Origin of the sequence: Telmatocola sphagniphila (assembly GCF_018398935.1) — a bacterium.
Classification (GTDB): Bacteria; Planctomycetota; Planctomycetia; order Gemmatales; family Gemmataceae; genus Telmatocola; species Telmatocola sphagniphila.
The window spans coordinates 3,218,275-3,236,622 of the sequence record NZ_CP074694.1; the positions used below are offsets into that span (position 1 = coordinate 3,218,275).

Sequence of the window (18,348 nt, forward strand, 5' to 3'; positions counted from 1 at the left end):
CAGTCGTATTTGTGAAGTAGGCAAATTTGTTTCTCAATTGGCAGACGTTCGAGCAATTCTCAGGTTTGAGCTGATAATTCGCCCAGATCAGTTAAAGGACCTTACCCGGGTCATGATTTTTTCAAAAAGCCAAATCAATCGGTTATAGCTGAACGCTGACAACTGATCGCTGACCGCTAACCGAATTTATTTGAACCCTTCGTGAACGAACCGTTAAGATGACATGAAGTTATCCTCGTATCCCGAACTTCCGGATGGCCTCCCATGCGAGCCGTATTCCTGAGTTTGCTCTGTCTGCAACTGGTTTTTCCCGTGCGATTGAGGGCAGATGATGAACCCGTTGTCAACGGCCTCAAAAAATCAGAATGGATCAAACTCCTCGACGATCCCAAGCTGCGCAATCGTCGGGCCGCCGTAGTGGCTCTGGGAATCATCGGCCCGTTGCACAAAGGGGTCGTACCAGCCCTGGCTCACGCACTCCGCGATAAAGAAATGGCCGTGCGCAACGAGGCAATACAGATACTTTCTGGAATGGATCGTAAGGATCTGCACGATTTGGTCCCGGATTTTGCGGACCTTTTGAAAGACGATCCGAATACGGCAATCCGACAGCAAACCGCCAATCTTCTGGGAAGAATCGGGCCGGAAGCCAAACCGGCTCTCAACCGGTTGATTATCGCCACAAACGACAAGGAACTCTCCGTACGGATCGCCGCCACCGAAGCGATTGGCAAAATCGGTCCCGATGCTCATGAGGCCGTCACCAATTTGCTTCCGCTCCTGAAGGACAAGGAAGCGTCTATTCGGCTCGCTGCTGTATTTTCCCTCGGCCGCATCGGTTTGGACAACGACGCACAAATCGAAACGCTCACTAAACTCCTTTCTGGGGATAGCTCAGCCGATGTTCGAAAAGAAGTCGCCCGCTCCATTGGCATGCTGGAAATTCAAGGCAAATCGGCGATTCCTTCCCTAACCAAATCCCTGAAAACCGAACAGGTGGCCGAGGTCCGCCAGCAGATCGCCCTGGCTCTGGGTAAGATCGGCCCCGATATTCTGACGCAAAAAGATGCCCTCTTAATTGCACTGAAAAGCGATTCCGACAAAACCGTGCGGCTCTTTCTGCTCCGATCCCTAAGTAGCTCGATGAGCGAAAATCTGGTGAGCATCCTCCCGGATTTAACTCAACTTCTGAAAGTGGATCCCGAAGGAGAAATCCGGCTCGCGATCATTCAGGAAATCAGCAATATGGGGGTCGCCGCCCGGTCGGCTCTGCCCGCTCTGATTCAAGCTCAACAGGATGTGCAAATCGCCGTCCGCGATGCCGCTCGAGCCACCATAAAAAAGATTCAGGATGCGATCGCCAAGATGCCCAAAGAGAATGCAGGAACCTCCAAATCCTCCGCAGCCAAGCCCCCCGAAGATCCCAATGCCCCCACACAGGATCTGAAAATAGGCGACGACCCGAAGAAACGCTACTTTCTGATTGGGCCCAAACCGGCCGAAAAGGATCAGAAGATGGGTCTTTTGATCGTACTTCCGGGGGGAACCGGCGATGAATCTTTCCTGCCGTTCGTGAAGTCACTCTTCAAAGATTCGCTGCCCAAGAATTTTCTGATTGCTCAACTCGTCGCTCCCAAATGGACGGAAAAACAGGAGATCGTCTGGCCGACCCGGAAGCTACCCGCTTCGGATATGAAATTCGCCACCGAGGAGTTCATTCAGGAAGTCATTACGGATGTGGAGAAGAAATTTCAGATCGATCCCGAGCGAGTGCTGACTCTTTCCTGGTCCTCTGGCGGCCCGGCGGCTTACTTCGCCTCCCTGAGTTCCAAAAAAATCAAAGGATCGCTGATCGCCATGTCGGTTTTCAAACCGGAATTGTTGCCGCAATTGTCCAACGCCAAAGGTCACCGCTATTACCTGCTGCATTCCCCCGATGACGAGACCTGCCCTTACCCGATGGCCAAGAAAGCCCAACAGGATCTCACTGCTCAAGGAGCCAAGGTCGAATTAGTGGACTACGAAGGGATGCACGGCTGGCCAAGCAACGCGCTGGAACTGATTCATGATGGCCTCAACAAGTTACTGAGTAAATAGTTATCTGAACATCGGGTCTGCAAATTTCGTTTAAGCCCGGTGAATACTGGTCATTGTTATGAACATTATGAGAATTCGATCAGATTGGGGCTTTTGACGATACCCAAAGGGATTCTCCGCGGTTAATATACTATAGATCATTCCATACCTACCCCTTCTCCTCTGGGGTTCGATTTTTAAGTTTCGTCCGGGAGTTTTCGAGATGGGCTATCGCCCTTTCGTACTGTTCCTTTTCATTGCCCTCGCCGTATTTGTTTACTCGTGGGAATCGGTCTCTGCTGAGCAAGCCAAGGATACACCTGTTTTCGATGCGGCCGCCGCAGCTTCTTTCGAAAAAGAGGTGGTGCCCTTTCTTTCCAAATACTGCCTGAAGTGCCATAACGAGACCAAAAAATCGGCGGGCCTTTCACTAGAGAAATATCGCGATGCCAAAAGTGCTTTAAAAGATCGCCGCGTCTGGCTCGATGTTGTCAGTAATATCCACTCGCGGGAAATGCCCCCCGAAGATTCCAAGGTCAAACCAACGCCCGCCGAGCGCGAAAAAATCGAAGCGCTGATCACGGAATCCCTCACCAAAGTCGATTGCGGTGTGGCCCGCGATCCCGGTCGGCCCACACTTCGCCGGCTGAACAAAGCCGAATATGCGAATACGATTCGCGACCTCGTCGGCGTCACCTTCAATCCCTCGGAAGATTTCCCTTCGGACGATGTCGGTTACGGTTTCGACAACATCGGCGATGTTCTCTCCATGCCTCCGATTCTGCTCGAAAAATATATGCGGGCGGCCGAAAGAATCATGGAAGAAGCCATTATTGTTCAAACCGAGGTGAAGCCGACTAAGAACTTCTTCCGAGCTCAGGCCATGCAGGGATCCGCCAAAGGTTTCAAGGATCCCGCCGCCCGGCCCGTGCGAATGCACATGACTCAGGGCGGTATGAGCTTCGTGAATTTCGAACCGGATCGTGAGGGCGAATTCACTGTTAAAGTTCAGGCTTTTGCTGAGAACAATACATCCGAAGCCGTGAAAATGAGCTTCCAGATCGACAAAAAAGAAATCAAGGCTATCGAGATCAAAGGCGGCACCCAGCAGAAGCCGGAAATACATGAATTCAAAGCGAAAATGACAGCCGGGAAACATCAGGTCGGCTTCGCATTCACCAACCCGCCCCCGGCTAAAAATAAAGACGAAAAACGCTCCCTCTCGATCGTGTTAATGGAACTGGAAGGCCCCTTCCATCCCGCTCCGAAGCCGCCGACCGAAGCTCAAAAACGGATCATGATTACAACTCCCAAGACTAAGCAGGACGAGGAGCCGGCCGCTCGCAAAATCCTTCAGAACTTCGCCAGCAAAGCCTATCGCCGACCCGCCACGACCGAGGAAGTCGACCGACTGATGCGCCTCTATAAAGCGATGGTTCTGGAAAAAGAACCGTTCGAGCTATCGGTCGCTTTCGCCCTCCGGGCCGTGCTGGTTTCCCCGAATTTCCTGTTTCGAATCGAACAAAATGGCGGACTGGGTGAGACCAAAGCGGCCGTGAATATCAACGATTATGAACTGGCGACCCGGCTCTCGTACTTCCTCTGGAGTTCGATGCCCGACGATGAACTCACCCAGTTGGCCAGCAAGGGACATTTGCGCAGAAAAGATGTTCTGGAACTGCAAGTTCGCCGAATGCTGAAGGATCCTAAAGCTTCGGCTCTCACTCAGAACTTCGCTTCGCAATGGCTGCAGCTGCGAACGCTGGATTCCCACATTCCGGACCGCAAAACCTTCCCGGAATACGACACAGAAATTAAAAATCTGATGGTCAAGGAAACTCAGAGCTACTTCGATTACATCGTGAAGGAAGATCGCAGCATTCTGGAATTCCTCGACTCGAATTACACCTTCCTCAACCAACGGCTGGCCCGCTTCTATGGCATCAACGGCGTCAATGGCAATGACTTCAAAAAATACACCTTCAACGACCCAGCCAAAGGCGGTGCTCGCGGCGGCATTCTCAGCCAGGGGAGTATCCTGACGCTGACTTCCAACCCCACGCGAACTTCGCCGGTGAAACGGGGCAAGTGGGTGCTCGAGAATATTCTCGGAACTCCACCACCCCCACCGCCACCCGATGTGCCGCCTCTGCCGGAAGGCAGTGGCGCGGAATTGACCGGTTCGCTACGCCAGCGCATGGAACAGCACCGGGTCAACGCCATTTGTGCCTCTTGCCACGCCAAAATGGACCCCATTGGCTTCGGCATGGAAAATTACACGGCTGTAGGAACCTGGCGGGCTAATGATGGAAAATACAAGATCGACGCTTCCGGAACCTTACCCAGTGGCGATAAATTTGATGGCCCGACTCAACTGCGGAAAGTACTGATCAGCAAGGCCGATCTTTTTCGTCGAAATTTAGCTGAAAAAATGTTAACATATGCTATAGGCCGTGGTACTGAATATTATGACAAGTGTGCAATAGACGATATCGTCAAAGGCACACTTGCAGGTAATGATCAATTTTCGGCGTTAATTCTTTCGATCGTTCAAAGCGATCCCTTCCAAAAACGCCGAGTGAAAGAGGACTAACATGAATCATATTCTAACTCGTCGAGCGGCTTTAAAGGGCCTGGGTACCATTGTAACCCTGCCCTGGCTGGAAACTTTCTCCGCCGCCGCACCTGGTTCGGCCGCGAAATCGGCTCCGATGCGCACTGCATTCTTCTACGTGCCCAACGGCGTGCACATGCAGGACTGGAAACCGGCCAAAGTCGGCGCCGACTACGAACTTCCCTGGATCCTGGAACCGCTCAAAGAGTTCAAAAAAGACCTCAACGTCTACTCCGGTTTAACCTTGGATAAGGCTCGCCCCAACGGCGACGGAGCGGGCGATCATGCCCGCGCTCAGGCCGCATTCCTCACCGGCCGGCAACCCAAGAAGACCAATGGCGCGGATATCCGCGCTGGACAATCCGCCGACCAGTGGATTGCGAACCAATTCAACGAACAGACCCGTTTTGCTTCGCTGGAACTGGGCATCGAGGGTGGCAAGTCCTCCGGCAACTGCGACTCCGGTTACAGCTGTGCCTACCAGTCGAACTTCTCCTGGCGCGGCGATTCGACCCCCAACGCCAAGGAAGTCGATCCCAAGGTCGTTTTCGAACGGCTCTTCGGCAACGGCACCAACAATGAAAAGGACGCAACCCGAGCCAAACGGGAAAAGCAAAATAAGAGCATCCTTGACTTCGTTATGGAAGACGCCAAGTCGCTCGATAATCAACTGGGCACCCACGACAAGCACAAGATGGACGAGTACCTGACGGCCGTGCGCGAACTCGAAGGCCGCATCGAACGGGCTCGCAAGATGCGCGATCAGAAACCGGTGGCCCCGCCCGCCGGTACGGCGATTCCCACGGGAATTCCCAAGGATCTGAAAGAACATATGCGGTTGATGGGCGACCTGATGGTTCTGGCCTTCCAGACCGATATGACGCGTGTCGTGACCCTTCCACTGGCCAACGACGGAAGCAACCGCTCCCATAGCTTCCTGACGATTGATTGGGAAGGGAAACAAAAGCCGGTCAGCGAAGGTCACCATGAGATTTCGCATCACCAGGGCAACAAGGAAAACTTCGCCAAGCTGCGCGTGATCAATCGCTTCCATATCGAACAACTGGCTTACATGGTAGGCCGGCTGAAATCGATCAAAGAAGGCGAAAAATCGCTGCTGGACAACTGCATGATTGTCTATGGCTCCGGCATCGGCGACGGTAACCGCCATAATCACGACGACCTGCCGATCATCAGCATCGGTTCCTACGGCGGCAAAGTGAAAACCGGCCAGCACCTGGAGTACGCCAAGGATACGCCGTTGATGAATCTTTACCTGGCCATGTTCGACAAGCTCGGCTGCCCGGTGAAGAGCTTCGGCGACAGCACTGGCGTGCTGAAGATCTGATTTTGAAGAGGCCATTATGGCTATTGAGCCCACTCCCCGGGAGGAATTCGAAAGTGTCTCGCCGGAATAGGAGCGGGACACCCGCCTCCTGCAAGTCGAGGACGATTCGACAGTGGAAAGCCTGTTTCACGAGAAGCTTTACCGGCTTCTCACAGTTCCGGTAATCAATTTCTGGAAATAACCGACAAACAAACCATTCCGGATTTACGCCAACTTCGGCTTTTTTTTACGAGTACAAAAATCCACCTCTAGCGCCTGCTGTGATGCTGGCTCTCAATGTCGAACCGCAGCCAGGATCGATTCAGGATGCGGATAATCGCTTTTATTTTGTCTGGCGCATGGGCAAAGTTCCCGATGTTGTCCTCGAAATTGTGTCCGATCGACGAGGTAGGGAAGCCTCGGGAAAATTTGAATCCTATGCACGGATCGGTGTGCCTATCAACGTGATCTTCGCCCCACAAGAATTCTTGAAAATCGGCCTTTTGAACGCTTATCGACTTGAAGAGGGAGAATATCTCCCGATCGATCCGGTGCATCTGGGAGATACAGGACTAGGACTGCTGTTGTGGAATGGGGAGTTTGAAAACTGCCGAGAAACCTCGATACTCTGAATTGATGCCCACAGACAACTCATCCCAACACCCATCGATTGTGAAGAACACTTGCAAGCGAAGTTGCGGGTAGAGCAGGAGAAGATCCGTCAGTTAGAGGCGCGGGTGAGGAATGAGGGGAAGTAAGAGTCTGTGCAGTATCTGTATCTCTCCGTTCAACGCGGGCTGATTTGGGAACGCAAATCCCTGATTTTTTCATTATGAAATCTGTTCTTAACACCCCTAACCTTCGATTGCGATAGGGACAAACGGCCCTCTCAAATATGCTTTAGGCTGAAGAATTGTCTGCCAAAGTATTCCAAATCCAAACTTACGGCGATTAGCATGTACCCAAGAATGGGTACGTATTTACTATTGTTAATTTTTTTTTATTTTTAATTTGACTTTATTTTTGTTCAGATTACATTCAGAGAAAGTAGCCATTTCGGCTACGACGACAAACTGCCTAACGCCCAGATTTTTTGGCGATTTCTATCAGCCGAAAATTGAGTACTCGCTAGTTCCTGGGCATTTACGCATTTTCGTCAACATCTTTCATTGTATCCAGAAAGTTCTCTGGTACTCAATTGTTCGGAAAGGGACAAAGTATGAAAAAGGTCATTTCAGTATGTTTGATCGCGACGGCGATGATTTCCCACAGTTTTTTGGGCATGCCTAGCAGGTATGTGGGTGCTGCACAGCAGGTTCCCAGTCTTTGTACAGGAAATGTTGGTGGATACTCCTGTAGCGATGCAGAAGGCAATTCTTGTTTGGATTCACGTCAATACATCGCAAATACACGAGTGCGAGGAGTACTAGAAGAAAAAGATGCGGAGAACCATGTCATAATTTACAATTGCAGTAATGTGTCCGGGAAACGGGATTGTCTGGGTGCTTGGACAAAACCGTCTACGGGTACGTGCGATGCAGTTATAGTAGATTGAATGATTGACATTTTGAGTAGCTTTTTGAGCGCTATCCATTTATAGATTTGTCGGGCGGATAGCGAATTCTTTATTCAAGATGACTTAAGATTAAATTAAAAGATCCTAACAAACCCTCGGTATTAGCAGTTTTCACTGGACAAACGAGGGTTTTGTCAGGACCTCTAAGTGCGAATAGGACTCTTTAAACAATAGCCCCATAGCCAAGGCTTCACAAAATGCGCAATTGCTTCTATTTACTGATCTTCATTTCGTCAGCACGGAATTTTTGCAACTTAGTACACGCACAAAGTTTAGATAATTTTGGATGCATCGGGATAGCTACTGATATAGATAATCCTTCTGAGAAATTTGCGTTCATCTCAGCGAGGAGTCCAGAAAAGGCCATATGTGGATTCTCGAGAATATCGGCTAAGAGTAAAGAGCAAAGAATCGATTTTTATGTGGCGCGATTGGGTCGGAAAACGATCACATTAGAATTTTCACTGAAACAAAACTTCAATTCTATAACGGATTTCAAATCGTACAAATATGAAGGTTCCGTCTTGGTTTCTGAAGAGACCGGAAGCGAATTGGATCTCATCAAATATTCACAAAGAGGATTTCTAGACACAATCTGTTTTGCCGCGGCAAGATCTAGATTGTCCGCAGACATTTCACCTAAAGAATTTCAGACGGTGTATGCAGACGCAAAACAGAAACAAGGGTTGGCAAATAAATCATTTGAGAAAGGTGAGTTGTCTATTACAGTCACAAAAGCGGGAGATATTCAAAAAATTGATTTTGCTCCCACTGCAGCAAGTCGCAATAAATACGCCGCAAGCTACACTTTCAACACCCCAGTGTCCGAACAATCGACTAAATCTTCAGGCATATACAAAATGCAATTGATTGGTCGCGATAATGCGATATTCAAAAATAATTATTCAATAGAAGTCAGTCAATACTTATACGACAAAGCATCTATTGAAGCTGTTATTGATAGCGCTTTAAAATGCATACCTATAAAAGAACGAATCGTCGCAAAAACACCCATTGAATACGAATGGAACGGAGTCGATGCAGTAAAATCCATAGATTTAGTGGGAATTAATGCGGCAGAGAAATCTCGCTTTTCGAATGTGATTTCCAACAAAACTTTTATTGTAAGCTCGATCGCCATATTATTGGTTGGTCTGATATATTTTAAGCCCTGGAAGCGATTCTCGAAACATAAAAATTATTTATTATGTGTAGGCATTACTCTTTGCTATGGCAATTTTTGTTTCGCCGACGATTCGCAAATTGGGCCCTATTGCGGATTGCACTGCGTTTACGCTTCCGCGCAGGCACTAAATGAGAAGATCGATTTTGAAACTTTGTTGTCCGAGAAATTTGTCAGTAGTCACGAAGGAAGCTCGACTGAAGATCTAATTCGAGCCATATCGGAAACAACAAATTTAAAATCATTCGACTACGGTCAAATGAGTATTGCACAACTGCGAGCCACGCAGTCTCCGGTAATTTTACATACCAGATCGCCAGGAATGGCGAATTACGATCACTGGGTGACTTTTCTCGGATTTACAGAGTCCGGAAAAGTTACAATCTACGACCCGCCTAGAGCCACAATGGATATCTCAACTTCTGAGTTGCTCTCGATCTGGGATGGCTCCGGACTTATCGTGAGCAGAAAATCGTTCGATGGGTCTGTGTTCAACCCCCCGATGGAATGGATTGCAATCGTAGTAATTACTATGTTTGTATTCTCGTTACTAAAAAAAATATTAGCAAATCGTTTTCTCGTCATTCCAATCGCGACGGTTAGTATCGCGCTCGGCTGGCATATATTTTCACCTGTTGGTTTCTGGAACGGCAAATCTGGAATAGCATATATTACTGCTTCATATTTTCATACTACTCCCGAAGAAATCGATTTTGAACATTTCGATAGCATTAGGTCAAATATGAATGTTGCCCTAATAGATGCTCGACCCAGCGACATATATCGACGCAAGACTATTCCGGGAGCCTTGAACCTTCCTATTAATACGGGCTATTTGGGTATGAAAGAAATCCTCCATCAAATTTCTCCAGATAAAACTGTGATTGTATTTTGTCAAAGTGAAAATTGCCTTTGGGCGGACGAAATAGCTGGTTTGTTCGTTCCTCAAGGTTACAAACATGTATTAATTTACCGCGGCGGCATGAACGATTGGAATCATCGCACCTCAACCTCTGGGAAATAATTTTTATGTTATATCGAGATTGGATTATCGGCTTACCCGTTTCGGGAATATTGCTTTTTTCCTCATTCCCGCTTATCGACAATAGCTATCATTTTCTTTCCACTATTTATTCGTATCAGATTTGCAACCAGTCATTTGGAATTGCGACCTCCATGTTACTTCCATTTTTTCAGTTAACAATAGGTTTAGCCTTGTTAACTGATGAGAGATTGCGAAGACCCGCATTTGTATTTTCAGCTTTCCTGTTTTTCTCCTTTGCCACTTTACAAATAATCACGCTCGCAAGAGGTTTGAATATATCTTGCGGTTCTTTCGGCGGCTCCGCCTCAAATCCTATAGGAATTAAATCGATTTCAATTTCGGCAATCGGATTTCTTCTCTCGTGTGTTGGGTTCTGCACCAAGTCATCGGCAGAGAGTCGGGAGCAGACTCGTTCGCCTGGATCGGCTCGAGAAAATCTCACCTAAATACCTAATGGAAGGTTATTTAATCTGAATAGTTACGATTCTTGACATCTGCGGTTTCCATTGGCTCCGCCTAGACCATGGATCCTGCAAGCACTTCTCTTGAAAAAGAGTTCCTTCGCGCGAAAGACCGATTTCGTCTGAATGCCAATGCCGCGGCTTCTCTTAACTGACACCTCCCTCCACCAAATTATCTCGCTTTTTCGAAAAATCGCGATTATCATTTTCAAGGATAACCCTCCCGCCCGCTTCTGTGAGACTCTCGCATGCTTCGTCTGTTTCTCGTTGCCGCTCTGGCTCTGTCGCTTTGGAATAACCGGGCCGCCGCGCAAGTTCCGCCGGAAAAATCGATCTCGACCATGAAGGTCTCCCCCGATCTGAAAGTCGAACTGTTTGCATCCGAACCGATGCTCATCAACCCGACGGCCATGGACATCGATCATAAAGGGCGGGTCTGGATCACCGAAGCCGTTAATTACCGGCGAAAGAACTTTGGCCGACCGATCCTGCGGCCCGAGGGGGACCGCATCGTCGTTCTCACAGACAAGACTGGCGAAGGCAAAGCGACCGAGGCCGTTACGTTCTACCAATCGCCGGAGTTGATTGCTCCTCTGGGCATTTGCGTCGTTCCCTATGCCGACGGCAAAGGACAGAAAGTGTTCGTGGCTCAGTCCCCGAATATCTGGGTTTTCGAAGACAAAGACGGCGATCTTAAGGCCGACGGACCACCCAAGGTACTGCTGACGGGCTTTGGTGGTTTCGACCACGATCACGGCGTCCACGGCCTGAGCATCGGGCCGGATAACAAGCTCTATTTCACCGTGGGCGATCAAGGCGTTAAAGACTTACAATCGAGCGATGGCAAGGGCCGGAAGTGGACCAGCAATAATACCGATTGCCGCGCCGGTACGGTCTGGCGTTGCGATCAGGATGGCACCCATCTCGAATTGATCGCTCACAATTTCCGCAACAATTACGAGTGCTGCGTCAACAGCTTCGGCGAAATCTGGCTCTCCGACAACGACGACGACGGCAACCAGCAAACTCGCATCTGCTACGTCATGCCCGGTGGTAACTACGGCTATCATCCACGTGGGCCGGGCGAAAGTCACTGGCATGAAGAACAGCCGGGAATCGTTCACAAAGTCTTGCGAACCGGCTTCGGCAGCCCGACCGGAATCACCTTCTATGAAGGCACTCTGATGCCGGAAAGATTCCAAGGCGAACTGCTGCATTGCGACGCCGGACCACGAGAGGTGCGACGATTCAAACGTATTCCGCGTGGTGCTGGTTACGAACTTGAGAAAGAAGTGATTCTGACTAGTACCGATAATTGGTTCCGACCAGTCGATGTGCGGGTGGCTCCCGATGGCAGTATTTTCGTCTGCGACTGGTACGACCCCGGCGTCGGCGGTCACGGCATGGGCGACTGGACCCGCGGCCGAGTCTATCGCATCACGCCGAAGGAGCATAAGGGGTATAAGATTCCCAGTTACAATCTCAACGCCGACGATGATTTGCTCGCCGGCTTCAATAACCCGAATTTGGCCACCCGAAACTACATCCGGGCCGCGCTCGTCAAAGCCAAAGAAGATCAACGATTCAGCGTATTATTTAATGCTCTGAGAAGTTCGGAGAACAAAAATACGACATCGGCTCGAGCTCTATATGCGTTTTCGACGATGATGTATCCGCAATATCTCGACCGGATCTGCGATACGGTTCTCTACAACAGCCACTTCCAACCGATTTGGACCACCCTGATTCGTATCGTCGATGAAACTCGGCACCCAGTTTCGTTCGACAAGTTTCTTCCCTCGGCGGAAAAGAAATCTTTCGAAAGCTGGCTGAACAATACGGACATTGAACAGCGTACAGAATTGCTTCTGGTTTCCCGAAATATGCCTGCGGAAGCGATCAGCAAGTTCTTTTACGAACAGGCCAAGAGTTGGAACGGCCAGGACCGCTTCTACCTTTCTGCCCTCAACATCGCTTGCGGAACGGAACCAACGCGTCGCGCGGCCCTACTCGCCGATTTCGAGAAAAACTTCCCCGAATGGAACGACAAAGTCGCCGATCTGGTCTGGGAACTCCGACCCAAATCGATGTTGACCAAGCTGGGAACCCTCCTCGATGATCCCAAACTCACGGCCACTCAGAAATCTCGAGTCATTGATATCCTGGCTTCTTCGGATGAGGCCGAGGCAGGGAAATCGCTCCTGGCACTTCTCGGTAAAACAGCGAGCCCCGAGATTCGCGACCGCATTCTCGATAACCTGAAGCGATTCCTACCCGGCAAGTGGAACTCACTTCGTCAGGCCCCCGAATTGACTCAGGCTATCGCCAAGCTCATCGGCGATAAATCGACGGCCGTGGCCGGGTTAGGATTAATTGCCGTTTCCAAGCGGAATGAAATGCTGGAGAAGGTCGAAAGCCTCATCCACAACAAGGAAATGCCGCTGGAAGTCCGGCAGAAGGCCGTGCTGACGCTGGGGAGTCTCTGGAATTCCAACACCATCGAAATTCTTCATCATCTGCTGATGGAGAAAGAATTGGCCCCCAAGGCGGTGGAAGCTCTCGGCGTCATTCTCGATGAAGCGGGCCGACGACAGACTGAAACCAGCGTCCATGCCATTAAGCTGTTAACCACGGCCTTGACTCAACCGGAATTCGCCGCCCTACGATCTCAGATTCTCGGCGTCCTGGCCGGTAGCCGTCCGGGGGTGCAGTATCTGATTTCGGAACAGGAAAAGAAAAAACTGCCCGCAGAACTGGTAATGGAAGCCGGTCGACTGGCCCGCAACACTCCTCACCAGGATTTACGAAATCGGGCCATGATCGCTTTCCCGGTAACGGCGGGGAAGCTTGATCCCAAGAAACTTCCGGCCATTTCCGAACTGATTAAACGCAACGGCAATGCCGAGCATGGGAAAACGCTGCTTCTGGCGTCCTTGAAAAACGAATCGCAATGCTTGCGTTGTCACATGGTACGCGGCATCGGGGGCAACATCGGACCCGATCTTTCGATGATCGGCAAGAAGGCCGCCGGGAAAGAAAACCTCTACGACTCGATTCTTACCCCGTCGAAGGCCATCGCCGATCAGTACATCCAATGGACGATCGTAGATGAAGGCGGTCAGTCGGTCACCGGCCTGCTGGTCGGCGAGACGGAAACCGAAGTCGCCATTCGCGATGCGAACGGGAAAGATACAAAAATCCCCTTGAAATCGATCGAACAGCGAAAGAAGAGTCTGGTTTCGCTGATGCCCGATAACCTGGTTGCCACCATGAGCGAATCCGATCTCATCGATCTCGTCGAATATCTGACCACGCTGAAAACCGCTTCGTTGACCCCCGAAAGTTTCCAGATCGTCGGACCATTCCCGAACGACGAATCCGATTCGGGACTGCGAACGGCCTTCGAACCTGAAAAAGGCCCTATCAATCTCGGGGCGAAGTATAAGGGCAAAGAAGGGGACGTCACCTGGCGGACCATCAAGAGCAACGGCGGCGGTTATTTCGATCTGAAATCTTTCCATGCACCGAAGAGCGATCTGATCACCTCGTACGTCTACCAGACCATCGAATCCCCCAAGGATCAAGCGGCAGTTCTTCTTTTAGGTCACGACGATGGCGTGAAACTGTGGGTCAACGGCAAAGAAGTCTACAACGACGCCTCACACGTGGCTGCACAACCCGAGCAACAGAAGATCCCAGTGACGCTGAAGAAAGGTAAGAACGAAATTCTGATGAAGATTATCAACGGGGATGGCGAGCACGGCTTCTACTTTGCCTTAACCAGCGAGGAAGAACTGAAGCTGGCCGGGAAGAAATAGCCGGGTATTCTCGAAAAACCTCTAGCGTAAGCGAATGGACCTATCCATTCGCTTATACGCCCAAGCATCAGATTCCCCAATTGATGTAACGGTTACAGCTTTACTCCCTTGCCCATTCGGTTGGAAGCCTCTAAAGATACTAGTGCTAATTCTGCTGTAGTGGTAGGCACCATGATTTCCGTCAAGAATCTCACCAAGTACTACGGCGATTACCCCGCCGTACGTGACATTTCGTTCGAAGTCTCCAAGGGCCAGGTGGTTGGTTTTCTAGGCCCCAACGGGGCCGGGAAGTCCACGACCATGCGTATCCTGGCGGGCTTCTCGACAGCCACTTCGGGACAGGCCACCGTCGATGGTAAAGATGTCTTCTGGAATCCCATCGAAGCTCGTCGCCGTATTGGTTACATGCCCGAAAGCTGTCCTCTGTACACGGAAATGCGAGTGGAAGAATACTTGCGTTTTCGCGGCGGTTTGAAAGGTCTGAACCGTTCGACCACCCGCAAGCGTATAGATTTCGTGCTGGAACGCTGCTGGCTCAAAGATCAGCGCCGACAGTTGATTGGAACTTTATCTAAAGGTTATCGGCAACGCGTCGGTTTGGCGGATTCGCTGCTGGCCGATCCGCCCGTATTAATTCTCGACGAACCGACGGCCGGGCTCGATCCTACGCAGATTCGCGAAACCCGCAAATTAATTCGCGAGCTGGGCAACCAACATACGATTCTGCTTTCCACGCACATTCTCTCTGAGGTTGAGATGGCCTGCGATTCGGTCATCATGATCAATCAGGGGAAAGTAGCGATGGAAGGTACGCTGGAAAGTATCCGGCACATGGGCGGTAATCGCAGCCTCGAAGACATCTTCGTGCAGATTACCGGTGTAGTCGATTAATTCTCAGGAAATTGAAGATACCATGCGTCCGACATACAGCTTAATGAAACGGGAATTCTCGGCCTACTTCCTCTCGCCGATCGCCTATGTGGTGCTGTTCGTGTTCCTGCTGGTTACTGGCCACCTTTTTTACATCACCACGAATCTGTTAACCGAGCACGGCCCGCGCGGCGTCGAATTTCCCATGCAGGTTCTGCTGGGGGATGAGCGATTCTGGCTGGTCTTTTTGTTTATTCCGCCGCTACTGACGATGCGATTGTTCGCCGAAGAACGGGGCTCCGGAACGCTGGAAGTTTTGCTGACCGCCCCCATTCGCGACTGGCAGGTGGTGTTCGCCAAGTTCTTCGCCTGCTTCAAGTTTTACATCGTCATGTGGCTACCCACGCTTCTCTACCTGCCAATTCTGCTCGACTGGAACTGGGAGACCATGAAGCCGGGCATCGATCCGGGCCCGGTGATTGCCTCCTATGTCGGGGTCATCCTGGCGGGAGCCATGTTCCTGGCGCTGGGGCTCTTCGTCAGCAGTCTGGTGAAAAGCCAGATGGTGGCTGCCTTAATCACTCTGATGTTATCTCTGCTCTTTATCGTCGCCGGCTTCTGGCGTCCCGACATGGATACCTCAAGCCTGTTTTATCGCATTCTTTATTTCGTCAGCGTGCCCTTGCATTTCAGCAAGGATTTCACACGCGGTATATTGGATACCCGACATCTGGTGCTTTACTGCACCGTAACTCTGTTTTGCCTGTTCCTGACCGTGCGAAGCCTGGAAAGCCGACGCTGGAAGTAATTTTCGCAGTCCGTCTTATAAGGGCTTTGGTAACCGAAATCGACTTAGGAATTAACCCAGACAGCCATGCCAAACGACGTTCGCTACAGACGATCTTTCGGAACCCGGTTGCGTTTTCTCTTGCGACTGCTGGGCTGCACCGGATTGTTCGCGGCCGGGGTCGGCGCTGCGCTTTACAGCTCCGAAGAAATGTCTTGGACCATCGGTACCCTGACCGACGCCGGGCATAACAAGCTCGGCCAAATGGCCTTGATCGCCAGTAGTTTAATGGCTTTCGGCGCCCTTTCGGTCGTGCTGATGTTGCTGGTCGAACTTCTGGCCGGATTGGGCAAAGCCACCGGCCGCCGCAGTTTCGTCGGCATCAATGCCGGGCTGCAAATCGTCCTGGCCATCGGTATTCTGGGCGCGGTGAATGTCTATTCCTTCACCTACCCCAAACGTTGGGATCTCACCAAAGATCAGCAGTTTACACTCCCGGACCAGGTGGTGGAGGAACTCAAAAAATTGCAGGGTGAGACTCAGATTGTCGTGCTGCAACAGCATAAAACTTTTGGACAGCTGGCTTCCAAGCCGGATGCTTCCGACTACGCCGCGGAACGAAAAGTGGTCGAGAAAGTTCGCGATCTGGTCGATCAGTTCCAGAGCGTTGGACCGCAGTTCAAGGTGAGCGTGCTGGATGTCGAGGAAGAAGGCTACGATCAGAAGTTCGAAGCACTGACTAAAGATCGGCCAGCACTGAAAGAGGCCATCAAATCGGCCCCCGAGAACAGCATCTTCTTCGCGGCCGAAGGCAAAGTTCAACGGCTGAGCTTCAATGAATTCTATCAGCTCGACAAATCGGCTTCGAAATCCGCTAACGACCACAAAGGCAATCTGGTACTTCGTCCTCAAGGGTTAGCCCCGTTCACAAGCCGGATCACTTCGATCCAGGAACGCAAACCGCGCGTCGGCCTGGCGGTGATTCACCAGGTACTCACTTCCCGGGAAGGGGAAGGCTTCGATGAAGCCTACAGTTCCGCCGGGCTGCGAAAATGTCTGGAATCGTATGGTTTTGAAGTCACCGACATTATTCTCAAGAAGTGGGGCGAAGGCCCACCGCAACCGGGCGCGTACAACTACGACGAAACCGAGTTGGAACGGCTCGAGGGCGAACTGGAAATCGCCGAGACGGAAGTTCGCGAAATCCTCGAAGAGCAAGGCGAACTGAAAGAGTTGAAAAAGATCTTCGAAATGCCCAATCTGGAAGATGTCAAATCGGCCCTTGTGAAGAAATTTGGCGCCCGGGTCCGAGGTGAATTGAGCGAGAAGGGTCGAAAAGAAAATTTGGCCAGCTTTACCGAAACGCTGGATGCCTACGGCAAACGGCTCGAAGAAAAGAAGCAGGAACGGGATAAGAAACTCCAGGAAGTCAACGCACTCCTGGGCCGGGAACGAGCGTTTGAGGATCGCCGGGTCAGCGATGTGAAAACCAAGTTCGCCCGCATGATCGCTGACTGCGACCTGCTGATCCTCCCGCGTATGACCATCATGAACCCGGCCTCCGATAGCGCGGGAATTCCTGCCCGAATTTACAATTTGTCCAAAGAGCAGATCGAGGTCATCAAGGATTTCATGAAGGCCGGCAAACCGGTGCTGGCACTGATGGGGCCACTCAATGGCCCGAACAATCAGCCGCCGTCCGAGCCGGATGATTTCGAAAAACTTCTCGTCGACCGCGGCGTTGAACTCGGTCGGCAAACCATTCTCTTCGATGCCGACAGTAAAGCGTTCGCCAGCCGTATGACCGGGGAACAATTCGGGAATAAGCCGCTGGAAATTCCCATGGTGACCTTTAAATCGGGCAAGAAGAAAAATCCGCTGGCCGAAGCGATGCGCATCACCGGCCAGAGCGTCGATCAGGCTCTGGATATCCGACTGCGAGCCCCGCGACCGATCTACATTCTGCCGGGATACGAAGATCAGCAGAATTTCTCGGCGGAGTTTCTCTACACTTCCGCCGATAGCTGGAATGAGGAAAAGCCGATTGCCGGGGCGATGCAGCAGAATGGCCGCATGATGTTTTATCGACCTCGATACGAAGCGACTAAATTCAACGATCCCAAAAAAGATACGCACGACGAAGAACGCCGGGGGCCTTTCCCCATTGGTGTCGCCATCGAATCCAAGATCCCCGTGGAATGGGTGGATAGCAGTTATTGGCAGGGCAAAGCGATTTCCGGTTTGCTGGGCGGAGCCGATCAAGGCATTATGGCCGCCGGCCTGACCGCTGCCGCCAGCCAGCTGAAACGTCCCACGGAGCGTCTGGTCGTTATCGGCCAAGGGGGCGTGTTCGTGAAACCGGAACTCGGGCCGGCTAAGGAAAAATTCCTGCTGCATACCTGCAACTGGCTACTCGGTCGCGAAGATCGCCTTCCCCAGACGGATGAAAAGACATGGGAATATCCTCGCGTTCAACTGACCGATAAACAAAAAAACCTCTGGTACCTAGGTACTTTCTTCGGTTTGCCGGCGCTGTTTGCCTACTTCGGCATCATCGTCTGGTTGATCCGCAATGTACGCTAAACGGCATA

General features: G+C 51.0%; 10 protein-coding genes. All 10 read left to right on the forward strand.

Translation table 11 applies throughout. The annotated features are described in order from the left end of the window. Positions 1 to 264 precede the first annotated feature (264 nt). The 10 genes from KIH39_RS12775 (at position 265) to KIH39_RS12820 (ending at position 18,340) form a co-directional block, all read left to right on the forward strand. Complete coding sequence (locus KIH39_RS12775) at positions 265 to 2,097, forward strand: HEAT repeat domain-containing protein (protein ID WP_213500033.1); 1,833 nt, start codon at positions 265 to 267, stop codon at positions 2,095 to 2,097. Between the two features lie 202 nt (positions 2,098 to 2,299). Beyond that, positions 2,300 to 4,669 (forward strand): DUF1592 domain-containing protein, encoded by a 2,370-nt coding sequence (locus KIH39_RS12780; protein ID WP_213500034.1) that lies wholly within the window; start codon positions 2,300 to 2,302, stop codon positions 4,667 to 4,669. Position 4,670: 1 nt separating this feature from the next. Further along, positions 4,671 to 6,038, forward strand: coding sequence for a DUF1552 domain-containing protein (locus KIH39_RS12785; RefSeq protein ID WP_213500036.1), 1,368 nt, complete (start codon positions 4,671 to 4,673; stop codon positions 6,036 to 6,038). A 263-nt stretch (positions 6,039 to 6,301) separates the two neighbouring features. Then, positions 6,302 to 6,649, forward strand: a complete 348-nt coding sequence (locus tag KIH39_RS12790; RefSeq protein WP_213500038.1) for a PDDEXK family nuclease — start codon at positions 6,302 to 6,304, stop codon at positions 6,647 to 6,649. A gap of 1,468 nt (positions 6,650 to 8,117) precedes the next feature. Next, positions 8,118 to 9,800, forward strand: coding sequence for a rhodanese-like domain-containing protein (locus KIH39_RS12795; RefSeq protein ID WP_213500040.1), 1,683 nt, complete (start codon positions 8,118 to 8,120; stop codon positions 9,798 to 9,800). A 5-nt stretch (positions 9,801 to 9,805) separates the two neighbouring features. Then, complete coding sequence (locus KIH39_RS27105) at positions 9,806 to 10,267, forward strand: MauE/DoxX family redox-associated membrane protein (RefSeq protein WP_390623690.1); 462 nt, start codon at positions 9,806 to 9,808, stop codon at positions 10,265 to 10,267. Positions 10,268 to 10,530: 263 nt separating this feature from the next. Continuing rightward, positions 10,531 to 14,100, forward strand: a complete 3,570-nt coding sequence (locus KIH39_RS12805; protein ID WP_213500044.1) for a PVC-type heme-binding CxxCH protein — start codon at positions 10,531 to 10,533, stop codon at positions 14,098 to 14,100. A gap of 171 nt (positions 14,101 to 14,271) precedes the next feature. Continuing rightward, positions 14,272 to 14,991 (forward strand): ABC transporter ATP-binding protein, encoded by a 720-nt coding sequence (locus KIH39_RS12810; protein WP_213500046.1) that lies wholly within the window; start codon positions 14,272 to 14,274, stop codon positions 14,989 to 14,991. Between the two features lie 22 nt (positions 14,992 to 15,013). After that, the gene (locus KIH39_RS12815; protein WP_213500048.1) at positions 15,014 to 15,778 is read left to right on the forward strand and encodes an ABC transporter permease; all 765 of its coding nucleotides are present in this window, start codon (positions 15,014 to 15,016) and stop codon (positions 15,776 to 15,778) included. A gap of 66 nt (positions 15,779 to 15,844) precedes the next feature. After that, positions 15,845 to 18,340 carry a motility-associated ABC transporter substrate-binding family protein gene (locus KIH39_RS12820; RefSeq protein ID WP_213500050.1) on the forward strand — a complete coding sequence of 832 codons (2,496 nt, stop codon included), beginning with the start codon at positions 15,845 to 15,847 and terminating at the stop codon, positions 18,338 to 18,340. The last annotated feature ends 8 nt before the right edge of the window (positions 18,341 to 18,348 follow it).

Bases quoted from the DNA above. Each gene is read 5' to 3' on its own strand.
- KIH39_RS12775 (WP_213500033.1), top strand. From the start codon at position 265: ATGCGAGCCGTATTCCTGAGTTTGCTCTGTCTGCAACTGGTTTTTCCC.
- KIH39_RS12780 (WP_213500034.1), top strand. From the start codon at position 2,300: ATGGGCTATCGCCCTTTCGTACTGTTCCTTTTCATTGCCCTCGCCGTA.
- KIH39_RS12785 (WP_213500036.1), top strand. From the start codon at position 4,671: ATGAATCATATTCTAACTCGTCGAGCGGCTTTAAAGGGCCTGGGTACC.
- KIH39_RS12790 (WP_213500038.1), top strand. From the start codon at position 6,302: ATGCTGGCTCTCAATGTCGAACCGCAGCCAGGATCGATTCAGGATGCG.
- KIH39_RS27105 (WP_390623690.1), top strand. From the start codon at position 9,806: ATGTTATATCGAGATTGGATTATCGGCTTACCCGTTTCGGGAATATTG.
- KIH39_RS12805 (WP_213500044.1), top strand. From the start codon at position 10,531: ATGCTTCGTCTGTTTCTCGTTGCCGCTCTGGCTCTGTCGCTTTGGAAT.
- KIH39_RS12810 (WP_213500046.1), top strand. From the start codon at position 14,272: ATGATTTCCGTCAAGAATCTCACCAAGTACTACGGCGATTACCCCGCC.
- KIH39_RS12815 (WP_213500048.1), top strand. From the start codon at position 15,014: ATGCGTCCGACATACAGCTTAATGAAACGGGAATTCTCGGCCTACTTC.
- KIH39_RS12820 (WP_213500050.1), top strand. From the start codon at position 15,845: ATGCCAAACGACGTTCGCTACAGACGATCTTTCGGAACCCGGTTGCGT.